The sequence below is a fragment of the Luteibacter sp. genome, from assembly GCF_036499525.1.
Lineage (GTDB): Bacteria > Pseudomonadota > Gammaproteobacteria > Xanthomonadales > Rhodanobacteraceae > Luteibacter.
Genome location: NZ_DASYDO010000017.1, coordinates 1 through 22,280, shown reverse-complemented (window position 1 = coordinate 22,280; position 22,280 = coordinate 1). Strand labels below are relative to the sequence as shown.

At 66.0% G+C, this 22,280-nt stretch carries 17 protein-coding genes and 2 tRNA genes; 13 read left to right on the top strand and 6 right to left on the bottom strand.

Translation table 11 applies throughout. The features are described 5' to 3' along the window. Position 1: 1 nt before the first annotated feature. On the top strand, positions 2 to 580 hold the full coding sequence (locus VGM71_RS02865) for a cysteine dioxygenase family protein (protein ID WP_331542289.1): 579 nt from the start codon (positions 2 to 4) through the stop codon (positions 578 to 580). Between the two features lie 24 nt (positions 581 to 604). Continuing rightward, positions 605 to 691, top strand: a tRNA-Leu gene (locus VGM71_RS02860). 140 nt (positions 692 to 831) lie between these two features. Here VGM71_RS02860 and VGM71_RS02855 read toward each other — a convergent pair. Together VGM71_RS02855 and VGM71_RS02850 are read right to left on the bottom strand one after the other, a co-directional pair. Then, on the bottom strand, positions 832 to 3,885 hold the full coding sequence (locus VGM71_RS02855; protein ID WP_331542288.1) for a TonB-dependent receptor: 3,054 nt from the start codon (positions 3,883 to 3,885) through the stop codon (positions 832 to 834). 337 nt (positions 3,886 to 4,222) lie between these two features. After that, on the bottom strand, positions 4,223 to 6,178 hold the full coding sequence (locus tag VGM71_RS02850; protein WP_331542287.1) for a formylglycine-generating enzyme family protein: 1,956 nt from the start codon (positions 6,176 to 6,178) through the stop codon (positions 4,223 to 4,225). Between the two features lie 109 nt (positions 6,179 to 6,287). Between VGM71_RS02850 and VGM71_RS02845 the strand changes: the two genes are divergently transcribed. The 3 genes from VGM71_RS02845 (at position 6,288) to VGM71_RS02835 (ending at position 8,114) form a co-directional block, all read left to right on the top strand. Continuing rightward, positions 6,288 to 7,406, top strand: coding sequence for a ribonuclease D (locus VGM71_RS02845; protein ID WP_331542286.1), 1,119 nt, complete (start codon positions 6,288 to 6,290; stop codon positions 7,404 to 7,406). Between the two features lie 95 nt (positions 7,407 to 7,501). Further along, positions 7,502 to 7,577, top strand: a tRNA-Ala gene (locus VGM71_RS02840). Positions 7,578 to 7,652: 75 nt separating this feature from the next. Further along, complete coding sequence (locus VGM71_RS02835) at positions 7,653 to 8,114, top strand: GNAT family N-acetyltransferase (RefSeq protein WP_331542285.1); 462 nt, start codon at positions 7,653 to 7,655, stop codon at positions 8,112 to 8,114. Position 8,115: 1 nt separating this feature from the next. On the opposite strand, the gene VGM71_RS02830 is transcribed toward VGM71_RS02835, so the two are convergent. Beyond that, positions 8,116 to 8,766 (bottom strand): hypothetical protein, encoded by a 651-nt coding sequence (locus VGM71_RS02830; RefSeq protein ID WP_331542284.1) that lies wholly within the window; start codon positions 8,764 to 8,766, stop codon positions 8,116 to 8,118. Continuing rightward, positions 8,763 to 9,119 (bottom strand): type II toxin-antitoxin system prevent-host-death family antitoxin, encoded by a 357-nt coding sequence (locus tag VGM71_RS02825; protein WP_331542283.1) that lies wholly within the window; start codon positions 9,117 to 9,119, stop codon positions 8,763 to 8,765. Before VGM71_RS02825 ends, VGM71_RS02830 begins: the two co-directional genes overlap by 4 nt. Before the next feature lie 126 nt (positions 9,120 to 9,245). Between VGM71_RS02825 and VGM71_RS02820 the strand changes: the two genes are divergently transcribed. The 5 genes from VGM71_RS02820 (at position 9,246) to pgaD (ending at position 15,280) form a co-directional block, all read left to right on the top strand. Continuing rightward, complete coding sequence (locus VGM71_RS02820) at positions 9,246 to 9,437, top strand: hypothetical protein (RefSeq protein ID WP_331542282.1); 192 nt, start codon at positions 9,246 to 9,248, stop codon at positions 9,435 to 9,437. 207 nt (positions 9,438 to 9,644) lie between these two features. Continuing rightward, positions 9,645 to 11,714 carry a poly-beta-1,6 N-acetyl-D-glucosamine export porin PgaA gene (gene pgaA, locus VGM71_RS02815; protein WP_331542280.1) on the top strand — a complete coding sequence of 690 codons (2,070 nt, stop codon included), beginning with the start codon at positions 9,645 to 9,647 and terminating at the stop codon, positions 11,712 to 11,714. Positions 11,715 to 11,718: 4 nt separating this feature from the next. After that, positions 11,719 to 13,593, top strand: a complete 1,875-nt coding sequence (gene pgaB, locus VGM71_RS02810) for a poly-beta-1,6-N-acetyl-D-glucosamine N-deacetylase PgaB (protein WP_331542279.1) — start codon at positions 11,719 to 11,721, stop codon at positions 13,591 to 13,593. Next, the gene (gene pgaC / locus VGM71_RS02805) at positions 13,590 to 14,840 is read left to right on the top strand and encodes a poly-beta-1,6-N-acetyl-D-glucosamine synthase (protein ID WP_331542278.1); all 1,251 of its coding nucleotides are present in this window, start codon (positions 13,590 to 13,592) and stop codon (positions 14,838 to 14,840) included. The genes pgaB and pgaC overlap by 4 nt, the downstream gene beginning before the upstream one ends. Continuing rightward, positions 14,837 to 15,280 carry a poly-beta-1,6-N-acetyl-D-glucosamine biosynthesis protein PgaD gene (gene pgaD, locus VGM71_RS02800; RefSeq protein ID WP_331542277.1) on the top strand — a complete coding sequence of 148 codons (444 nt, stop codon included), beginning with the start codon at positions 14,837 to 14,839 and terminating at the stop codon, positions 15,278 to 15,280. Before pgaC ends, pgaD begins: the two co-directional genes overlap by 4 nt. Positions 15,281 to 15,333: 53 nt before the next feature. Here the strand turns inward: pgaD and egtB are convergent, their stop codons facing one another. Continuing rightward, the gene (gene egtB, locus VGM71_RS02795; protein ID WP_331542276.1) at positions 15,334 to 17,502 is read right to left on the bottom strand and encodes an ergothioneine biosynthesis protein EgtB; all 2,169 of its coding nucleotides are present in this window, start codon (positions 17,500 to 17,502) and stop codon (positions 15,334 to 15,336) included. Between the two features lie 23 nt (positions 17,503 to 17,525). Further along, the gene (locus VGM71_RS02790; RefSeq protein ID WP_331542275.1) at positions 17,526 to 17,903 is read right to left on the bottom strand and encodes a DUF427 domain-containing protein; all 378 of its coding nucleotides are present in this window, start codon (positions 17,901 to 17,903) and stop codon (positions 17,526 to 17,528) included. A gap of 230 nt (positions 17,904 to 18,133) precedes the next feature. Here VGM71_RS02790 and VGM71_RS02785 point away from each other — a divergent pair, with 230 nt between their 5' ends. From VGM71_RS02785 to VGM71_RS02775, 3 genes are all read left to right on the top strand, one after another. Further along, positions 18,134 to 19,645 (top strand): GGDEF domain-containing protein, encoded by a 1,512-nt coding sequence (locus tag VGM71_RS02785; protein WP_331542274.1) that lies wholly within the window; start codon positions 18,134 to 18,136, stop codon positions 19,643 to 19,645. Beyond that, the gene (locus VGM71_RS02780) at positions 19,638 to 20,258 is read left to right on the top strand and encodes an IMPACT family protein (RefSeq protein WP_414675078.1); all 621 of its coding nucleotides are present in this window, start codon (positions 19,638 to 19,640) and stop codon (positions 20,256 to 20,258) included. Before VGM71_RS02785 ends, VGM71_RS02780 begins: the two co-directional genes overlap by 8 nt. 72 nt (positions 20,259 to 20,330) lie before the next feature. Beyond that, positions 20,331 to 22,094, top strand: coding sequence for an ABC transporter transmembrane domain-containing protein (locus VGM71_RS02775; RefSeq protein ID WP_331542273.1), 1,764 nt, complete (start codon positions 20,331 to 20,333; stop codon positions 22,092 to 22,094). Positions 22,095 to 22,280: the final 186 nt, after the last annotated feature.

The following is a 22,280-nucleotide window of genomic DNA, read 5'->3' as shown; positions in this document are numbered from 1 at the left end:
CATGATCACGGTCGATTTTCCGGGCAGCCGCAAGCTCATCGAGGCCATCGATGCCTCCGTTACCCAGCCGAGCACCCCGGCCATCACCGACAATCTGCGCAACGCGCTGTGCCGGCTGATCCGATCGGAGGAAGTGGAACTGCCGGGGTGCGTGTTCGAGATCGCAGGCGATCATTACGCCCGCCGCGAGCTCTACCGCAGCGAGGAGCACGGCTACAGCGTGGTCGCCATGACCTGGGGCCCGGGCCAGGGCACCCTGATCCACGACCATTGCGGCATGTGGTGCGTCGAGGGCGTCTGGAACGGCGCCCTGGAGATCGTCCAGTACGAACTGCTCGACCACGAGGCCGAGCGCTACCACTTCCGCCCCGTGGGCTCGATCCAGGCCGGCCCCGGCTCCGCGGGCAGCCTGATCCCGCCCCACGAGTACCACACCATCCGCAACCCCAGCGACGACGCCGTGGCGGTCAGCCTGCACATCTACTCGGGCCGCATGACCCAGTGCGCGGTGTTCAACCCCGAGGGCGACGACTGGTACCAGCGCACGGAGCGCCAGCTGGGCCTCGACCGCGTGCACTGAATCCCGCATAATCGCAGCCCCCATGCCGAAATGGCGGAACCGGTAGACGCGGCAGACTCAAAATCTGTTTGTAGAAATACAGTGTGGGTTCGAGTCCCACTTTCGGCACCAATCTGAAAACCTCCGCGATTTCGCGGAGGTTTTTTTTTCACGAAGTGACCCAAGAAAAAGGCCGCCTGCGCAAGCAGGCGGCACTGGGGAAACACGCGATGGCCCTTACGGGACATTTCTAGTTATAGGCGAAGCGTCGCTTAGAAGTCGTACGTGGCCGTCAAGCGGGCGTAGCGCGGGTTCTGGAAGTACTGACCGAGGCCGTAGTTGTTGAGCACGGTCTGCGACACCGCTTCATACGTAGCGTAGCTGTTGAGCGGCTGACGCTCGTTGGTGACGTTGAAGACCGACAGGCCGAAAGCGAGCTTGCCTTCGAAGTACGACGGACGGTAGGTCACCGCGAGGTCGAGCTGACGGTACCAGGGATTGCGCTTGTCGCCCGGGTGCGACGGCTGGCCGTTGCAGTTGTGGTACGACGAGCCGTAACCGATCGGATCCGGATCCGCCTCGCCGTTCTCGAAGCCCAGGCACGACTTCGGCGCACCGGAGGCAAGGCGCAGGTTACCCGAGACCAGCCATTCGTCCGTGAGCTGGTAGGCACCGTAAGCCTTGATCTGGTGCGTACGATCGTTGGCCAGGAGGCCGTTGGCGTAACGCATCAGTTCGCCGGAATCCCAGTCCTGCGTCTTCGAAATGTCCGTCTGGCCGATGTCGGACTTCGTCTGCCCTTCCGTGTTGCCGTAGGAACGCGAGAACGTGTAATCCAGGCGACCCTGCCACTTGCCGTCGAACGGATGCTCCAGGTAGAAGTCCAGCGCGTAGTAAGAGCGCTTGGCCTTCTGCGAGAAGCCCCAGTCTTCCTGGTTCATCTTGACTTCGGTACGGCCGGAGCCGTCGGTGTTGGCCAGGCTGAACGTATTGGTATCGCCTGGGTTGAAGATGATGCATCCCGGGACGATCACGGAATCCGGGTCGAGACCTTGGCTGGTCATCTTGTCGGCGATCTTGCCCGTATCGCACACGTCGTCGATCGCCGTGCGCAGCTTGCGCACCGTGACCTTCGCACCAGTGACCCAGTCGGGACCCAGTGTCTTGTCGAAGCCCAGGATGGCTTCATCCTGGTACTGCGACTTCAGGTCGCGCGCCGCGACCGACTGCGCGTCGACCGGTTGGCCGAACTCGCCATCCGGCGACACGAGGCCGCCCAACTGGGTGAGACCGGTCGGTCGGCCATTCGGGTCGATACCGGTGTAGTTGAAGTACTCGTACGTATAAGTCGACGACGAAGCGCCACGTACCGCGACGTTATTCGGCAGCGCGAGGTAGTAGCGGCCGAGGTTGCCGTAGATTTTCAGCGACGAGTCGCCGAACACGTCCCACGACGCACCGAGGCGCGGGGCCCACTGCGCCTGGTTGTTCACGTACGGCTTGTTCTTGTCATTGAAGTTCTTGAAGCCGTCGTTACGCAAGCCGATGCTCAACAGCAGCTTGTCGTTGACCTGCCAGCGATCCTCGAGGTACTGCGCGCGCTGGTCGAGCGACATGTTCGTCACGCTCGAGAAGATGACGCGACGCACGTAGTAGCCGTCGCCGCCCGGCGCACCGATACCCTGCCCCGGGCTGATGGGAACGCCCGGATTGGCGGAGTGGAAGTAACGCCAGTAGTAGCCCGGGCCGCTCGTCGAGGTGCCCTCGTCGATGCCCTTGTAATGCATGTTGTCGATACCACCGGCAAGGTGGTGATCGCCCAGCTGCCATTCGAGGTCGAGGCGGAGACCGTGGGTACGGCTGCCCGCGCTCGGGTCCTGGCTGGTCTGCGAGGAGTTGAGGTTCGTGATGGGGTTGCCACCGTTGAGCGCGGGATCCTGCAGCGCCGGGCTGAAGATGTAGGGCTGCTGGTCGATGTTCGGCGTCGGGTTGTGCAGGTAATCGTCCGTCCATCCCTTGGCATAGGTCGCCGAAAGCGTGATGTCGTCGGTGATGTAGGACGTGTACTTGGCGATCGCGTACTTCGACGTGATCTTCGACGTGTCCGCATCCGCGCCGGTACGGCCCGTGTTGGTACGCGTGTCGTAGTCGTAGCCGGTGTAATAGCCGCGCTGCTCGTCGGTCGAATGGATGCCAGTCAACTCCAGGATATTGCTGTCGTTGATGTTCCAGTCGATCTTGGCGTAGATCTTCGGAAGGTTGTACGTGTAGTGGTTGTTCGCGACCGGGTTGGACTCGGCATTCGAGGTGCTGGTGCCTTCCGATTTCTCGGCCTCGGCGGCGAGGAAGAAGAACAGCTTGTCCTTGATGAGCGGCCCGCCGACGTAGGCGCTATAGGTCTGCGTCCACTTGGTGTTGTCGTCACCGTTGCGGTAGATGGCGCCCACCTTGCTGGTGTCCTGATAGCCGTAGCCGGCCGGCAGCGGGCGACTGCCGTAGTAGACGCTGCCCGGATTGGAAGCAGCGAACTTCGGCTCCCAGAGAATCTGGGCTCCAAAATGCCACTCGTTGGTACCGCGCTTGCCGACCTGCGAAATCACGCCACCGTCGGAACGGCCGTATTTGGCGGAATAACCACCCGTATAGACTTCCTGCTGGTCGATCGCGCCATACGGCAGGCCGACCCCGCCGAGAGCCTTATAAGGGTCGGTGGTGTTGTAGCCGTTGACGTAGTACGCGTTTTCCGAGGCACCGGAACCGCCGAACGAGACCGTGCGGAAACGGCCGTTGCCGAGCGTGCTCTGGCCGGGGACGGCGCCCGGGGCCAGCAGCGCGATGGCTTCCGCGTTACGACCCAACGGCAAACGAGCCAGGGTCTGGGCAGTCACGACGGTGCGCGAGTCGACCGTCGAGGTATCGATGGGAGGCAACGAGTTGGCGGAAACGGTGACGGACTCCAGCGACTGCGCGTTCGCCGCGGTCGCGGGGCTCGCAAACGAGACATCCGTACTACCACCCACCTTGATCTGGATGTTCTTGCGCGAGTCGACGACGGCACCGTCGCGCTTCAGGCTTACGGTGTAATTACCCAGCGGCAGGTTACCGACACGGTAACGGCCGTCGGCATCGACCGGCACATCGCGCGTGAAACCGCTATCGCTCGTCACGGTGATGGATTCGTTCGCCGCAGCCGGCACCTGGCCGAAGATGGAACCACTGGTCGCCTGCGCGAAGACGGTGCAGGTAGCACCCATGCCTAGTGCCAGCGCGACAGCCAGCACCGACGGCCGCACAAACGTGCGCCGCTCGTTTCTCAAGAATTCCATGGTCTCCCCCAAAGGAAAATTGTTCGAAATGAAAAAAGTCGGTCTTACACCTGCATTTCCATCCCAGGCGATACCGGCAATAAAACGATGCTGCTTCCCCAAGCAAGAACGCGTCGTATCGCATCGGACGGAGGTATCGGCTAACCGAGCAAACGATTTGGATGTCCAAATCTTTTACGGGTCGGGGGCAAGACTATGCGTCGGTGTGATGACAAGTCAATAGATGTCAGGGGTAATTTGGAACATCGGCAATAACTTGCGAAACGGATCGTCCACGACGGCGACTACCGCGACCAGCAGGGCGCCGGGGACCTCACATGATGGCTGCGGCGCCGCCCTAGAGTTCCCGCACGACCCGGAATCCCACGCGTGCATTGCGCAGGTCAGCGGATGCCCCTTGGCGATAAGCCGAGCGCACCATGTTCGGCGCGCTGCCCCACGAACCGCCGCGGATCACCCGGCGGGCGCAACCAGGATTCACCCAGGCTTCTGCGGTGCGCGGCGCGCGCACGTAATTGTCGTGCCAGCAGTCGGCGACCCACTCCGACACGTTGCCCCCCATGTCGTAGAGGCCGAACGGGTTCGGGGTGAAGCTCATCACCGGTGCGGGGCCCCAGTAACCGTCCCTGTAACCGGTGAAGGCATTACTCCAGCGTCGACCCGAGCCGGAGCGATCGTTGCCACCGGTGAGGTTCTCGACACGCGAGGGCGGGTTGCCGTCGCCCCACCAGTAACGCGTCGTGCTTCCCGCACGCAGCGCGTATTCGAACTCGGCTTCGCTGGGCAGGCGATACGTCTTGCCGCTGCGCTGGGAGAGCCAGTCTGCGTACGCCTTGGCATCGTTCCAGGAAACATTGATAACGGGCAGGCGCTCCTGTCCCGGCTTGCCCGCGTAATCGTCCTGCCAGGTCGCGGACGGTTCGTCGCGCAGGCCACCGCTCTGCTCGTCGTAGACGCTGCCACCTCCCAGCGACTGCGACTGCGGCACATAGCCGGACGCTCGCACGAAATCGCGGAACTGCCCGGTGGTGACGGAACTGCGCGCCATCGCGAAGCCCTTCGCCACCTGTACCTCATGCGTCGGCGCCTCGTTGGCGTCGTGACCGGTCTCGCCTTCCGGCGAGCCCATGAGGAACTTGCCGGTGGGCACGACGACCATCGCCGGCGCCTGTCCCGCGGAATCCACGAAGCGATCCGCGAACACCTGCCCGGGTTTGTAGCTTGCGTACAACCGTGCGTTGGTCATCCGTTCGTTGAAGTCGTCGATGCCGGGAAGATCGGGGCTGATCTGTTGCGCCTTCGTGGCGAGCTGCTGGGCGAGGTCGATATTGCCCGCGTCGAGAGCGGTTCGCGCCTGCACAAGCATGGTCGTGGCGTTCTGCCGCCGCATGCCCTCGATGCGACCGCGGGTATCCTGCAACGCCTGCGATTCCGGCTCGATGGTGGCAGCCTCGGCCAGTGCCGCATCGGCCGCGGTGAAGTCGTTCTGCGCCACGGCGGCCAGCGCCTTGTCCAGCACGGCGCGTTGCACGGTCGTGACGCCCTGCTCCGCCACCGCGTTTTCGGGATCCAGCTGGAGCACGGACCGGTAAGTGTCCAGGGCGCTGTCGCCCTTCGGCTGGCTGGTCTTGCCCGCCTGCAACTGGGCCGCGGCCTTGCCGAGCAATGGCCGCACCTTATCCAGCACGGCGAGCTTCTGCTGTAGCGGCGCGACCACGGCAGCCGACGATGGCAATGTCTTCAGGGACGCCAGCGACTCGCTGGCGGCGTCTGCGTCGCCAAGGGCGATGTCCTGCTCGATGCCGGCTGCCAGGCGGGCCCGCACCTCCTCCATGCCGGTCTGGGCCCTGCGGCTGTCCGCGCTCTCCTTGAGCGCGCTTGAGAACAGCGCGGCGGCGCTGTCCTTGCCCCCGACCAGGTGATCGGCGGCAAGCGCCTTGTCGCCACGGTCGAGCAAGGCGGCCAGTTCGGGAGAATCGGGCGTTTTCTGAGCCGGGATCTGGATCTCCGTACTCTTCTCGCGGTGTCGCGCGGCGATGACGGCGGCCGGCGCCAGCATGATCGGCGGACCGGAATCGATTTCCGATACCACCGCCTGCGGCGCGGCCTGGGGACGCTGGTCGAAGCCAATCACTGCCGGCTGGCCGCGCAGCGGTGAACGCGGCGTGTTCTGCGTGGGCCGGACGTGCAGGACCTGCGGGAAGAAGTGGTAGAACAGCGCGAAGGCGAGCACGGCGACACCGAGCGCGCCGCCTATGGCGCGCTGTCGGTGGACGGTTTCGGTGTTCGGCATGGTGGGCGGTTCCGCGCGGGCCTGCTATCGTGCGCTGCCACCTTAGGGAATCGCGCGCGGCAGGGCAACACGAAAGGTCGACGCGGCCCCGGTACCACAAGGATCCCGCATGACATCGAGCGACATCGCTCCCGACGCCCCCTGGATCGAACGCCGAGAGGCGCTGGACGCATGGCTGGCCCCGATCGGGCCGCAGGCCGTCGTCGGCCTCGACACGGAATTCATGCGGCGGAACACGTTCTATCCTCAACTCGCCCTCCTCCAGCTTGCCCACGACAAGCGCTACGCGCTCATCGATCCGCTCGCCGTGCCGCTCCGCGAAGCGCTGGAACCGGTTTTCGCGGCGCACCCCGTCGTCACCGTAATGCATAGCGCAGGCGAGGACCTGGAGGCTCTGGCCCCTTACCTCCCCGATGGTCCGCACACCCTGTTCGACACGCAGATCGCGGCGGCTTTCGTCGGCATGGGCCTGGGCATCAGCTATCGCGCGCTCGTCGCGGAACTGGTGGGCGCCGAACTCGACAAGGGCGAGACACGCAGCGACTGGCTGCAGCGTCCACTGACCGACTCGCAGAAGCTCTACGCCACGCTGGACGTGGTTCACTTGCATCCGGTGCACGCCATCCTGGCGGAGCGGCTGGCCGAACGTGGTCGCGCCGCATGGCATGCGGAGGATTGTGCCCGCATGAAACGCCGCGCCAGCCATCGCGAGGGCGATCCGCAGCCGCAGCGCGGCTTCAAGGCGGCCAGCGAATGGCCGCCGGAGAAGCAGGCCCTCCTCCGCCGCGTCCTGCGCTGGCGCGAAGCCACCGCGCGCGAGCTGGACAAGCCGCGCTCCTGGCTCCTCGAGGACATGCAGGCGACCGACCTCACCGGCCATATCCCCGACGCGCCGGCGAAACTGGACGAACGTACCCGCGGCACGCGCGCGCTGCGCTCGCCGCAGCGCCAGGAACTGTTCGAGCTGTTCCATCGTCCGCTCGAAGCCGCGGAGGTCGACAGCACGGCACCGATCATCGGCCATCCCGCGGGCGATGCGAAACGCGCCATCAACGAGATGCGCAGCGCGGTGGACACGCTTGCCTCCCAGTTGGACGTGCCTCCCGGCCTGCTCTGTGCGCGCCGTTCGATGGAAGAGTACGTGATGAGTGGCACGTGGCCCGAGGCGCTGGAAGGCTGGCGTCGCGGCGTGCTCTTCGAACGGTTGTCGGCCTTATTGCCAGGGTGAAGCGCGGTGGCCCACCTCCCTCTGGCGAAGGAAGGCGCCCGCCCCCTCGACCCCGTTGGCAGCTTCGATTCCGGCTGATATAGTTATCGCTTAGTGGGGCGGTAGCTCAGCTGGGAGAGCGTCGCGTTCGCAATGCGAAGGTCGGGAGTTCGATCCTCCTCCGCTCCACCATGATTCGAAAAGGGCTTAGCCGGTGGCTAGGCCTTTTTCTTTGCATCGAAAGTTGACCATTGCAGGAGGCTTTGCGTGGAATCTTCGATCGTCATCCGATTCGTCACGGACCAGGACTTCGATGCCTGGAAGCCCCTATGGGACGGCTATAACGCGTTCTATGGCCGCGCCGGCGACACTGCCCTGCCCGAAGAGATCACGCGCACCACATGGTCGCGATTTCTCGATCCCGCGGATCCGGTACACGCGCTGGTCGCGGAGCGTTCGGGGGAGATGCTGGGCCTCGCGCATTTCCTGTTCCATCGCACCACCACGAACATCGGGAACAACTGCTACATGCAGGACCTGTTCACCACAGAGGCATCACGTGGCAAAGGCGTGGGTCGCGCGTTGATCGAGAGGGTGTATGCGGAAGCAGGCAAGGCGGGTGCCGGGCGCGTCTATTGGCAGACCCATGAAACGAACAAGGTTGCCATGCAGCTTTACGACAAGGTGGCCGAGAACTCCGGCTTCGTCGTGTATCGCAAGTTGATCTGACTCAGTGCCAATCGAGGATGCGAGCCCTCGGCATGGCCGCAGCCAACAGAGGCTTCGCCCATTCCGGCGTATCTCGCAAACCGGCGATGCCTGCCGGCCGCACTAATTTGCCGTTGGCTATCTCCGCGACCAGACGCGGATCGGGAATCGCTCCTCCGTGGGCGACATCGATGCTGTTGTCGTACAGGTGCAACAGGGAAATCGACGGCATCAGCGCCACCAGATTTTCGCGTGCGGAACTGTAGCGCTCACGAATCTTCGCTTCGGGTATGTCATGGCCGCCCGCGGAGACACGGGCCTTTACGCGGGCGATATGCTGCTCCGGTGACGACAAGCCGCAGAACCACATCAGTACGTCGTGCGTGAGTGATGCTTCGGCAATCTTCAAAGGGACGGTGTGACCGCCCAGCGTGGTTTCGAACGCATAGGCAATGCGATGTGCGACGGCCACGTCAAGACGCCGCATGCCTTCCTGCCATGCCGCGGCATTGGCATCGGTTTGCGCGCAGCCCGTATCGACCATGAGTTCATGCGCGAAGGTATCGGGATTGAACCAGTCCATGCCCGCCTGCCGAAGGCGATAACCGCCGATGGAACTCTTGCCCGCACCGTTGACGCCCGCCAGGACGTAGAGGACAGGCCGTCCCTTCAATGCGTCTCCCCGGCCTTGACCTTGCCGCCGAGCGTGGTCGGACCCTGCATCAGGGCGCGCAGGCGGTCACTGGCATCCTCGGCCTGCAATGAGGCGAGGCGTTCGTCGAAGCGGCGGCGGAGGACGTCGAGGGCGGATTCCTGATGCGCGCCGGCGTCGTTCAGGGCGCGCAGGATGAGTCCGTATTCCTCTGCGGAAAGGATCACCGCCTCGGGCTCGCTATGGTTGGTCACCACCACCTTGCCCTTGCGGCCGACGGCACGCATCACGCCGCGCCAGCCGAGCTTCTTCACGTCGGAGGCGGGCGTCTGCGGGAGGTTTTCGAGGGCGTCGAGCTTGAGGGTCAGGGCCATGGGCGATCCTGTGGAGGGCGCTATGGCCAATATACCCTAAATTCCCTTTTTTGGGCCATCCCGGTATACCCCGCCACCACACCCTTCCCGGCACTCTGACCCCACCTCCGCCCGGAACCCGTCTCCATGACTCCCCTCGACAAACCGCTCAAGCGCGAAATCGACGTCGACGGCCAGGCCTATACGCTCACGATCGATCCCGATGGCCTGAAGCTCGTTGCCAAGGGAAAGCGCAACGGCGTTTCGCTCGCCTGGAAAGACGTGCTCAGCGGAGACGCCGGACTCGCCGCCGCGTTACAGGCGTCTGTCGGTCACTGAGCATTTCCTGACGCCGACAGAGGTCTATACCTTTCAGCCTATGGCCCATGGCTGTGTAAACCTCCGACCGGTTCGGGTGTCGCTGGCACGGTGTTTGCGACGACAATACCGGGCTGGGTCGCCGACGTAGGGATGTCGCGACACCTTTTCTTCACCGCCGCCACCGGAACGTACGTTCACGGGGGCCGAAAGGAAGCTATTGGCAGGATGAGACTGAATTCGACAACACACCCGCGCGACGCGCGGGTGTCACGGGCACGGCTGTGCCTGGCTTTAGTGCTGGCGATCCAGGGGCCACTCGCGTTGGCGGCAGATAACGCCGTGGAACGCGATGCATTGATGGCCAGGGCTCGCCATGAACATGATGCGGGTCACCGCGTCGATGCCCTCGCGCACTGCCAGGCCGTGCTCGAGCGCTGGCCGGGCGATCGCGAGGCACAGGCGCTGAACGTCACTTTATTGACGGAACTGGGCGCCAGCACGCGCGCCGGGGAACTGGCGGCGACGCTCCAGCCCGGTCCGACGGTCGCGGAAAAACACCGCTTGGGCGCGGACCATGTCGCCCAGGAGATCCGCTGGGCCGACGGCGAGCCGGCGGACCCGTTCCATCCCTACGTGGAAGCGGACCAGGCCGTGGACGATGCGCGCCATATCGCCGACGATCCGTTGCTTCCCGCCGACCTCCGCCAGCGCGCCGGCTTCGATCTTCTCGTCGCCCTCTCTCGGGCGGGCCGTGCCGACGAAGCCACCGCCCGCTACGACGCACTGCACACGCAAGGCGTGGCGTTGCCGGCCTATGTGGAGCGCGCCGCGGCGGATGCCCTGCTGGCGAAGCGCCGTCCCGCCGAAGCGGCAAAGCTCTACGAGGACAGCATCGCCCAAGACCCGGGCCCCTACGACGCCAACGAGGGCGAGCCGCGCATCGGCCTGATGTACGCGTACCTGGAATCGGGTCGGACGCGAAAGGCTTTCCAGACCGTCGACGCGCTTTCCGCGAAGGAAACGCCTTGGATCCGGGTACCCGGCGCGCCCTTGCCCATCGAAAACCCACGCAAGCTCGACGCGGACCTCAACGCGGCCGCCGTACGCGATTACGTCGACATGCACGCCGACGCGTATGCACGCCTGGACGCGCTGGGCCGCGAAGCACCCGCGAACGCCCAGCTACGCAGCGAGCTCGGCATGACCGAACTGGCGCGAGGCTGGCCTCGTCGCGCCCTGCAGGATGTCGCCATCGCCCTCACGCTCGACCCGCGCGAGGCAGGCGCCTATATCGGCAAGGCCAATGCAAGCCGCGTCCTGAACGACTACGCCACGGTGGACGAGGACCTGGCCGTTGCGCGATCGCTGGCCGCGCGCAATACGCGCGTCGATCGCGCGCAGGAGTCGTGGGATCGCGAACGTGGATGGCAGTTCGACATCGAGACCGAACGCGGCAAGGGTTCCAGCCCCGACTTCGGCGATCGCGACGGCACGACCCAGGCCACGATCGCCAGCCCGCTGATCGACGACCACTGGCGCGTCCTCGCACTCGGCCGTTATTCAACCGCCGACCTGCCCGAAGGCGACGTGCGGCGCAGTCGCGCGGGCATCGGCATCCGCGGCTACGCCCTTGGACTCGAGGCCTATGTGCAGGCGCTGCCCTCCACGGATCGCTATGTCGGCAAGACGGCAATCGAAGCCGGCTTCAACTGGTCGCTGACGGACCGTTGGGCCTGGGCCGCCGACTACAGCACGGCGGGCGACGACACGCCGCTGCGTGCCCAGTTCTATGGCATCTCGGCGAAAACGCTCGACACGACGGTCACCTGGCGCGCGAGCGAACTGACCCAGGCCCGCATCGGTCTTTCGCAGGATCGTTTCAGCGACGGCAACCGGCGCAACGGCTGGCTGGCGTCGCTTGTCCAGCGCCTGCACACCGCACCCAACCTCGCCCTCGACGGCGGCATCGAAATCGGCGGCTCGACGAACACACTCGACGACCGGCCGTACTTCAACCCTCGCCGCGATCGCAGCTACGCGCTCACCGGCCGGCTGGAAAACCTGCTCGGCCAGTTCTACGAGCGCAGCGTGACGCAACGAATCGACGTGGCCGCGGGCCAGTACGCCGAACGTGGCTTCGCCACCGGCTGGATGGCCAGCGTCCGCTACGGCCAGATCATCCAGACCGGCCCGGGTTTCCACGTGGGCTGGGGCATCGGCTGGCACAACCAACCCTACGACGGGCGACGCGAACATCGCGTCGTCCTCGACCTGACCCTGCACTGGGGAGAATGAGATCATGCGCCCGCTGTTGATCCTGCTTGCCCTCCTGGGGCTCGCGCTTCCCGCGTTCGCGCAGCAGGCCGCCCCCGCGCGGCCCGCCCTGACCGTGCTCGCTTACCATGACGTTCGCGACGACGTTCGCCTCAGCGGCGACCGCGATCCCGACGCCCTCAGCACCGATCATCTCGTGTCCCAGTTCGAGTGGCTCAAGGCGAACAGCTACCACGTCGTCAGCCTCGAGCAGGTCGTGCAGGCGAGCCATGGCGGCCAACCGCTGCCGAAGGACGCCGTGCTGCTCACCTTCGACGACGGCCTGGAAAGCTTCTACACCCGCGTGTATCCCCTGCTGCGCGCTTACGGCTATCCCGCCGTGCAGGCGCTTGTGGGTTCGTGGATCGACATGCCCGACGGCAAGCGCATGGCGTACAACGGCAGCGATTGCGATCGCTCGTGTTTCCTCACCTGGGATCAGGTGGTGGAGATGCACGAGTCCGGGCTGGTGGAGATCGCATCCCATACATGGGGCATGCACCAGGGTCATGATGCCAATCCGCAGGGCAACCTCCTGCCGACGGCAGCGTCGCTGAGCTACGACGACGACAAGCACCGCTACGAAACCGCCGACGAGTATCGCGCCCGCCTCCGCGCCGACCTCGAGCAGAGCGCCAGCCAGATCGCCCGCCACATCGGTAAGCGGCCGCGCGCGCTTGCATGGCCGTATGGCGAATACACCCGCGTCGGCCGCGACGTGGCCACCGAGGTGGGCATGACGGTCACCTTCAGCCTCAGCGACGACGCGCCGAGCCTTGTACCCGGTCGTACCGTGCCGCGCCTGCTGGTGAGCGACAACATCACCGCCAACCGGCTCGGCTGGCTGATGCGACACCAGCTGCAGGTAGACCCTACGCGCACCGTGCAGATCGATCTGGACTACGTCTACGACCCGGATCCCGCGCAACAGGATCGCAACCTGTCGAAGCTGCTGGACCGGATCAAGCGCATGCACCTGACCGATGTCTGGCTCCAGGCCTATGCCGATCCCGATGGCGACGGTGTCGCGGACGCGGTGTACTTCCCCAACCGCCACCTGCCGGTTCGCGCCGATCTCTTCTCCCGCGTGTCGTGGCAGTTGCGTACCCGCGCGGGCGTGCGCGTGTATGCCTGGATGCCCGTGCTGGCATTCCGCTTCCCCGGCGGTGAAACGCTGCCGACGCTTGCCGGCGAACCGAAGCCGGGCGGCGATCATTACCGCCTGGCGCCGTACGACCCGAAAGTGCGCTCGATGATCGGCGACGTCTACGAAGACCTCGCCATGTACACCGACACGGCGGGCGTCCTGTTCTCCGACGATGCCTACCTGCGCGACACCGACAACCTCGGCCCGTGGGCGAAGAACACGCCGGCGCAAAACACGCAGGCGCTGATCGACTTCACCCAGGAACTGGTAACGCGCATGCGGCCATGGCGCCCGCAGTTGCTCACCGCGCGCAACATCTACGCCCGCCCGATCCTGGAGCCGGGTGCGGAGGCCTGGTTTGCGCAGAGCCTGCCGGCGTTCAACCGCGCCTATGGCCTGACTGCGGTGATGGCGATGCCGCAGCTCGACCAGGAACCGGACCGCCTTGGCTGGTATCGCAAGCTGGTCACCGCCGTGAAGGCTACGCCTGGCGCCATGGAGCGCACGATGTTCGAGTTCGCCGCACAGGACTGGCGCACGCACAAGCCGATTCCCGCCAGCGACATGGCTGAGCGCATGCTCGCCGTGCAGGCCCTGGGCGCGCGCCACATCGGTTACTACCCGGACGACTTCGGCAACGACCAGCCCTCCCTGGAGGCCATACGCCCAGCCGTCTCGGCGTCCGACTATCCCTACCCGGAGCCTGCGCGATGAACGGCGGCATCCTCCACGCCCTGCTCGAGTTCGCCTTCTATTACCCGCTGGTGATGTCGCTCGTCTGGATGAGCGGCGGTGTCATCTACTTCCTGCGCTGGGAGCGCCGGGAGCCCTCGCGTGTGCGCCCCCGGCCGCTGCCCGAGTATCCGATGGTGAGCCTCGTGGTGCCCTGCCACAACGAAGGCGAACAGGTTCGCGAAACGGTCGCCCACCTCGCCTCGCAGCAGTACCCGAACTTCGAGATCATCGCGATCAACGACGGATCGACGGACGATACCGGCGCGCAGCTCGACCAGCTGATGCTGCAGTACCCTGCCCTCCGCGTGATCCACATGTCGAGCAACCAGGGCAAGGCCATGGGCCTGCGCGCCGCAGCGCTTGCCTCGCGTTCCGACTTCCTTGTCTGCGTGGACGGCGACGCCCTGCTCGACGATTACGCCACGCACTGGATGATGATGCACATGCTCGAAAGCCCGCGCGTCGCCGCGGTCACGGGCAATCCGCGCATCCGCAACCGCTCGACCCTGCTGGGCAAGCTCCAGGTGGGTGAGTTCTCCTCGATCATCGGCCTGATCAAGCGTGCGCAGCGCGTATACGGGCGCATCTTCACGGTCTCCGGCGTCATCGCCTGCTTCCGCAAGAGCGCGCTGCACGACGTCGGTTACTGGAACACCGACATGGTCACCGAGGACATCGACGTTAGCTGGCGGCTGCAGATGCGCCACTGGGAAATCCGTTACGAACCCAACGCTCTGTGCTGGATCCTCATGCCGGAAACCGTGCGCGGCCTTTGGAAGCAGCGCCTGCGCTGGGCCCAGGGCGGATCCGAGGTATTGCTCCGTTATACCGCGCGACTGTTGAAGTGGCGCCAGCGGCGCATGTGGCCGGTGGCCTTCGAGTACGTGATGAGCCTGCTCTGGTCATACACGATGTCGGTCATCATCGTGCTGTGGGCACTGGGCTGCTTCATGCCGCTGCCGCCGTCACTGTACGTCGACACCTTGCTGCCGCAATGGCACGGCGTGGTCCTGGGCGCCATCTGCCTGCTGCAGTTCCTCATCAGCCTGCTGGTCGACCGCCGCTACGAGACGCGCATCGGCCGCAATTACTACTGGATGATCTGGTACCCGCTGGTGTACTGGCTTCTCAACACGGCGACCTCCGTGGTCGCGTTGCCCAAGGCTATCCTGAAACGCCGGGGCACGCGCGCCATCTGGGTCAGCCCGGACCGGGGACTTCGATGAAAGCGGAAACCATCATCATCCAGCGCCCGGAACGCCAGTCGTCGGCGCAGAAGGCGGCCTTTGCCACCATCACGGTGTTCGCCTGGCTGTTCTGGGCATTCCTGTGGCTACCCTTGCTGACCCTCGGCGCCTGGGCCTTCGGCCTGCGCAACGCGTGGCTGCAACTGCACGTGCTCAATCCCATCGGCAATGGCGGCGACATCAACATCATCCTGCTCGTCGCCGTGCTTTGTGCCGTCGTATTCAGCAGCTGGTCCGGCTACAACCACGCGCGCTTCGCCGGCAAGCAGAAGCGTCGCGGCAACAAGCCGGTGGACGTGGCCGAAACGGCAGCAGCCATCGGCGCGGCCACCGGCGATGCGATGAAGATGCAAGGGAGTCGCCGGACCGTGGTCAGCGTTGCCGAAGATGGCTTCATGACGGTGGACGAGGCAAGCTAACCGACCCGACAACCGTCGCCCCCTGCTTTCGCAGGGACGACGGTTTTTTTTGGTCAGACGGCTCGCAGGACGAACACCCCGAACGCCGGATCGGCGGAAATCCACTCTTTCTCGATCCGCCATCCGCCTGCCTCAGCCAGCCGGGCGAACGACGCTGGAGTGAACTTGTGCGAGTTTTCCGTATGGATCGACTCGCCGGCGGCGAAAGAGAACGTCTGCCCCGCCACCGTCACGCGTTGCGCCTCGTGGCTTACGAGGTGCATTTCGATGCGCTCGAAGGCTGCATTCCACACGGCCCGGTGCTCGAATGCATCGGGCAGGAAATCGCCTCCGAGTTCGCGGTTGATCCGGACGAGCACGTTGCGATTGAAGGCCGCCGTGACGCCGTCTGCGTCGTCGTAGGCGGCCAGCAGCACATCGAGGTCCTTCACCTGGTCGGCGCCGACGATGAAGCGCGCGTCCGGGCCGAGCCGCTCGCGCACCGAACGCAGTAACGCGACTGCGTCGTCCGGTGTGAAGTTGCCGATCGTGGAGCCGGGGAAGAACGCCACCACGGGCCTGCCCGCCAGGGGCTTCGGCACATCGATGGCATGGGTGAAGTCGCCCACCACCGGATGCACGGCCAATGCGGGATAGGCTTCGCGAAGCCGCGCCACCGCGCCGTCCAGCGCATCGGCGCTGATGTCGACCGGAACGTAGGCCGAGATCCAGGGCGCGGCATCGAGCAGCATCCGTGTCTTGTCGCTCGCACCGCTACCCAACTCGAGCAGCACCGCCCCCTGCGGAATGGCTTCCGCCAGCGCGGGCGCGATGTCGCGAAGCAAGGCCGTCTCCGTTCGCGTCGGATAGTACTCGGAGGTGACGCAGATGGCCTCGAACAGCGCCGAGCCCGCGCCATCGTAGAAGTACTTCGGCGAGAACGCCTTGGGCGATCCGGAAAGCCCGGCGAGCGTATCCCTGAGGAAGGTCAGCCGCTCGCGATCGGGCGACGAACCCGGATCGCGTGCGAGGCGGACACCGCTGAACATCCAGCGCTGGCCATGCCGGTAGAAGTTGCGGTACGAAACGCGCGAATGTCCCGGCGGCGTGACGCTGGCGCCACCGCGCAGCACCATCTGGCCGCTCATGAACTTGCCGTTGTATTCGCCCACGGCGTCGTCCGCCGCACGGAAGCCCGGATACGGCGCATACGCGCTGGAGGTCCACTGCCAGGCCACGTCGTCCACCTGCTCCAGATCGTCGCGCGCGCGCATGGCATGTTCCCACTCGGCCTCGCTGGGCAGCCGCCCGCCCGCCCAGCGCGCGAAGGCTTCGGCCTCGTAATAGCTGACGTGGGTCACCGGCGCGTCGGGGTCCACCGGGCGCCAGCCGCCGGGCGTCATGTGCGACCAGGCCTCGCCGTCATGCTGCCAGTACAGCGGCGCATCCCAGCCCTCGGCCTGGCATTGCGCCCAACCGTCCGAAAGCCACAGGTCCGCGCGACGGTAGCCGCCGAGCGCCATGAAGGCCAGCCACTGGCCATTGGTGACGAGGCGATCGGCGATTTCGAACGGCTCGAGCCATACCGTGTGCGCCGGCCCCTCGTTGTCGAAGGCGAAGGCCTCGTTCGCGACGCCGACCCGCACGGGGCCGCCGCCCACGGAGCGGAAGCGCCCTACCGGCCCGGCGGCCGGCGCGGTCCACGACGGGTCGAAGGACGGCTTCAGCGGCGACTGCGCGAACAGGTGCTGCACGTCCATCACCAGCAGCTCCTGGTGCTGCTCCTCGTGCGCGAAGCCGAGACGAACCAGAGCCTCCAGCTCGGCGGACAGTTCACCGGCCAGGAACACGCGCATATGCCGGTCCACATGATGCCGGTAAGCCATCACGCGCTGGCTCGCCGGCCTCGTGAGCAAGCCGCGCAGGGGGCGCGGATGGCGCGGTCCGACGGCCTCGTAGTAAGAGTTGAACAGGTAGCCGAAGTCGGCGTCGAAGACCTGGTAGCCAGGCAGGTTCGGCCCCAGCAGGAAGGTCTCGAAGAACCACGTGGTATGGGCCAGGTGCCACTTCGCCGGGCTGGCGTCAGGCATGGACTGGACGACCATGTCTTCCGGGCCGAGGTTTTCCACCAGCGCTTCGGTGCGTGCCCGCACGGCGTCGTAGTGGTCGGAGAGCGAAAGCAGGCCTTCATGGGCCCGCGCGGCGGCGCCGGGGGCCATGGAGGTATCGATAAGGGCTTGCATGGGAACTCCCTGGGCTGCAAGGGTCAATCCGGCGTGTGCTCCATCTGCACGCGGTCCGGATAGTAAGCGAGGTGGTCGCGGATCGGTGCGACCGGGTCGTGGGGAGCCTCATAAGACCAGATGGCGTTGATCGACCCTTCCTCGTCGCCGGGCAGGCTGAAGTACGAGGCCTCGCCCTTGTACGGGCAATAGGTGTGGTGTTCGGTCCGCTGCAAGGCCGCCATGTCGGCGTCCTCGCGGGGGATGTAGAGCACCGGTGGATAGCTGGCTTCGCGCAAGATAAGCGCGTTGCGGGTGTCGGCGATGACCTGGTCGCCGAAGCGGACGACCACCCTTCCCCCGGAGGCCTTTACCGTGATCGGGTGATCGGGGCCGGGAATCCTGACGGGATTTGAGGGCATGGCGAGCTCCTTCATGACGGCTAAGTCTGACATCCTGGGACACGCGGGCGGCGAAACCAAGCTGACAAACGGGAATAGGTAACATTACCGATCCGCAAAGATCGGTTCTTGGACCCCACAATCACTTTTGACAGGGCGCACCATCCGTTCCAACATCCTCCCATGGGCGCTAAACATCCGCTCCACCCGGCCGATATGTCTATTGTGTTGCAGGTGGCGGGAGGCTCGCCATGAGAGCGCTTATCGTCGCGGCGGCCATCGTCGCCGCCCATGCGGTCGGGTTGCTGGTCCTGCCCGATGTCGGCATGACCATATCGTATACGTTCTTCTTTTCCGTGGCAGTTCTCGCCATGGCCGGCGTCGTGGTTGCGCGGCACCGGTCGGGCATGCCGGGGGACCGGCGGTGGTGGCTGCTCCTGGCCAGCCTCGCCCTCTGGACCGTGGGCATGTCGCTTTCCGCCCGGCAGAACTACGTGCTGGAGAACTCGAATCCCGCGCCCGGCGACAGCATGTTCTTCTACATCCTGTACGTGCTGCCGGTGCTGGTGGCCGTCTCGTCCGCACCGGTGGCGGCACGAAAGAAGTGGGCGATGGGCATCGACCTGGTGCTGGCGACCCTGTTGGGCGTGCTTTTCTACATGCGCACCTTCTCGATCGTCTCGATCGAGGGCGCCATTGGCACGCAGGCGGCGGTGGACGTGGCCTACATGCTGGACTTCGAAAACGGCTGCCTCGCCGTGGCCGCCCTGTTGCGCCATATCGCGACGGACCACCCCGACGATCACTTCTTCTTCCGCGGCGTGACGGCGTTCTTCGTCACCTATGCGCTCTGCGGCTTCTTCTACAACCACTTCGTGGCGCTCGGCGGCCACCCTGAATTCGGCACCTCGCCGTGGGACACGCTGCTCGACCTGCCCTTCCTGGCGTTGTTCGTCGCCGCGGTGACGCGGATGCCGCAACGGCACTGGCATCCCCCGGTATACCTCGTGCGCTTCGTGCAGAGCGCGAGCCCCACCTTTCTCGCGATGAGCGTGCTGGGGTTCGGGCTGATGGTGATTCCCGGCTATCCGATCCTGGGCATCGGGGGCGCCATCGCGGCCGTCATCGGCATCGGCCTGCGCGGCACGCTTGCCCAGGTGGACCTCGTGGAAGAGGAATTCAGGCTGATGCGCAGCCGGGACGAACTCCAGGGCCTGGTTTTCGTCGACAGCCTCACCGGGCTGGCCAATCGCCGGGCGCTGGACGAACGCCTGCTGCGCGAGTGGCATCGGCCCGGCCAGGAGGAGCCCATCGCCCTGCTGATGATCGACGTGGATCATTTCAAGGAATTCAACGACCGCTACGGCCACCTGGCCGGCGACGACTGCCTTCGCTCTCTCGCCGCGGCACTGGTCGGGCGCGGCCTTCGTGCCGGCGACTTCATCGCCCGCTTCGGCGGCGAGGAGTTCGCCGTGGTGGCACCCGGCACGCGCCTGCCTGCGGCCCTCGCGCTCGCGGACGAATTGAGAACGCAGGTGGAAGCGCTGTCCATCCGCCATCCGTTGAGTTCATTCGGCGTCGTTACCATCAGCATCGGCGTCGCCGCGGCGCATCCCACGACGGAAAGCGGCCCGCTCGACCTGCTAAATGCAGCGGACCGCGCGCTGTATCGGGCCAAGCAGTCGGGCCGCAACCGCGTGGGCAGCCAGGACGATGCCCGCATGAACGCCGTGCGCATCGACGGATCGCGATACCTTGGTTAACCCCGTTTCACTCTTCTGTCCCACGCCGCTGGAAACGCTCGCCGCGCCCTGGCGGCGCGAGGACGACATCAAAAAAAGCCGGTTCCTCGCCCAGGCCATCCCCGTCGAGTCGCCGGCCACCGCCCTGGCATGGCTGGAAACGGCCGGCGACCCGGCGGCGACGCATAACTGCTGGGCCTACCGCATCGGCGACGCCTACCGCTTCAACGACGACGGCGAACCCGGTGGCACGGCAGGACGCCCTATTCTCGCCGCGATCGACGGCCAGGGCTGCGATCGCGTCGCGGTGCTGGTGACGCGCTGGTACGGCGGGATCAAGCTTGGCGCGGGCGGCCTCGCGCGCGCCTATGGCGGCAGCGCCGCCGAGTGCCTGCGCCTTGCCCCGAGGACGCCGATCGTCGCCACCGGGCGACTGGTCCTGCGCTGCGAGTTCGGCGAGCTGGCCCTCCTGATCGCGCGGCTGCACGAGATGCAGGCGGTGGTGGAACGGGAGGAGTTCACGGCCGATGGGGCGGAGCTGGTGGTGTCCGCGCCGCTGGACAGGCTCGATGCCATTGCCGCACGGCTCGTCGACCTCACCCGGGGAAAGACACGTCCCCGCCGCCTGGACTGACCCGGGGTCGTTGAATACCGTACCGGCCGGCCCCATCCGTTGGCGAATCGCCTGGAAAGAACCGAAGTGAGCATGAGCGACGAACGCAGGGAGAAGTCACGCAAGATCGGCGCGCTGCGCAACCTCTGGCCATTCCTGAAACCGCACAAGGGCCTCGCCATCGGCTGGCTGGTGTTCCTGGGCATCTCGTCCAGCGCCTCGCTGGTCCTGCCCGTGGCCGTGCGCCACATCATCGACCACGGCTTCCTCGCCTCAAGCCTCGCCACGATCAACGGCACCTTCCTCGCCCTGTTCGGCGTGGCCCTGGTGCTCGCCATCGCCACGGCCGCCCGCTATTACTGCATTGCCCTGCTCGGCGAGCGTTCGCTTGCTTCGCTTCGCAGAACGCTCTACGAACACGTGATCCAGCTCGATGTCGGCTTCTACGAAGGCACCCGCGTCGGCGAACTCACCTCGCGCCTGGGCACCGACACCGAAGTGGTTCAGACCCTCATCGGCTCGGGCATCTCGGTGGCACTGCGCAGCGCGGTGATGCTCATCGGCGCGGCTGCCGCCATGGCGTGGACCAGTCCCCGTCTCGCCGGTCTTACCGCGCTGGTGATCCCGGCCGTCATGCTGCCGATCCTCATCTTCGGCCGCCGCGTGCAGAAGCTGTCGCGCAACAGCCAGGACCGGATTGCCGATGCCGCCGCCGTCGCGAACGAGACGCTCAACGCCGCCCAGGCCGTGAAGGCCTATGCGCGCGAGCCGATCGAGAGCCGTCGCTACGCCAACGCCATCGCGCTCGCCCTGGCCACGGCACGCCGCCGCATCGGCATGCGCTCCCTGCTGACCGCCGCCGTGATCGTGTTGATCTTCGGCGCGATCACGCTCGTGCTGTGGGCCGGTGCGCGCGACGTCATCACGGGCGATCTCGCCCCCGGCGTGCTCAGTCAGTTCGTTCTCTATGCGATCTTCGCCGCAGGTTCCGTGGCCGGCCTCTCCGAGGTATGGGGCGACGTCCTGCGCGCCGCGGGCGCCATGGAGCGCATCGGCGAACTGTTCGCCGAACAGGCCAGCATCCGCACGCCGGATGCGCCGGAACCGCTGCCGCGACCGGTCGCCGGTGCGCTGCGTTTCGACCACGTGGAATTCCGCTATCCCTCGCGCCCCGACGTGGCAGCGCTGTCCGACTTCGATCTTGAGATCTCGCCCGGTGAGACGGTCGCGCTCGTCGGCCCTTCGGGTGCGGGCAAGAGCACGGTGTTCAGCCTCTTGCTGCGCTTCCACGATCCGCGTTCGGGCGCCATCCGTTTCGACGGCGTGGACCTGCGCGCCCTCGCTCTCCCGGAGTTGCGCGGAGCCATCGCCCTGGTGCCGCAGGAAACCGTGATCTTCGGTGGCACCGCGGCGGACAACATCCGCTTCGGTCGCGCCGACGCGAGCGACGAGGAAGTGCGCGAGGCCGCCCGCCTCGCCGAGGCCGACGGTTTCATCACCGCGCTCCCGGACGGCTACGAGGCCGCGCTGGGCGAGCGCGGCGTGCGCCTTTCGGGCGGACAGAAGCAGCGCGTGGCGATCGCACGCGCCATCCTGCGCGACGCGCCGCTGCTCCTGCTGGACGAGGCCACTTCGGCGCTGGACGCGCAATCCGAGGCAGCGATCCAGCACGCGCTGGAGCGCCTGGAGAAGGGCCGCACCACGCTCGTCATCGCCCATCGCCTCGCCACCGTGCAACGCGCCGACCGCATCGTCGTGATGGACGGCGGCCGCATCGTGGCCCAGGGCACGCACGACAGCCTGCTGGCCGAAGGCGGCCTGTACGCGGAACTCGCACGCCTGCAATTCGTGGCCTGAGCGTCGCCGTCCCCGGTAGCCGCAGGGCTACCAGGACCCGCTGACGCCCGGCGCCCACGACTCCGTGACCCCACGGCTCGCCTTCTTCGCATCCCGTTCGGCCCACAGGCGCTTGCGTGCCTCGCGCTCCTCGGCCAGCAGGTCGGTCTTGCCGAAGGTGCTGACCTCGCGAGTGCGGAAGTACAG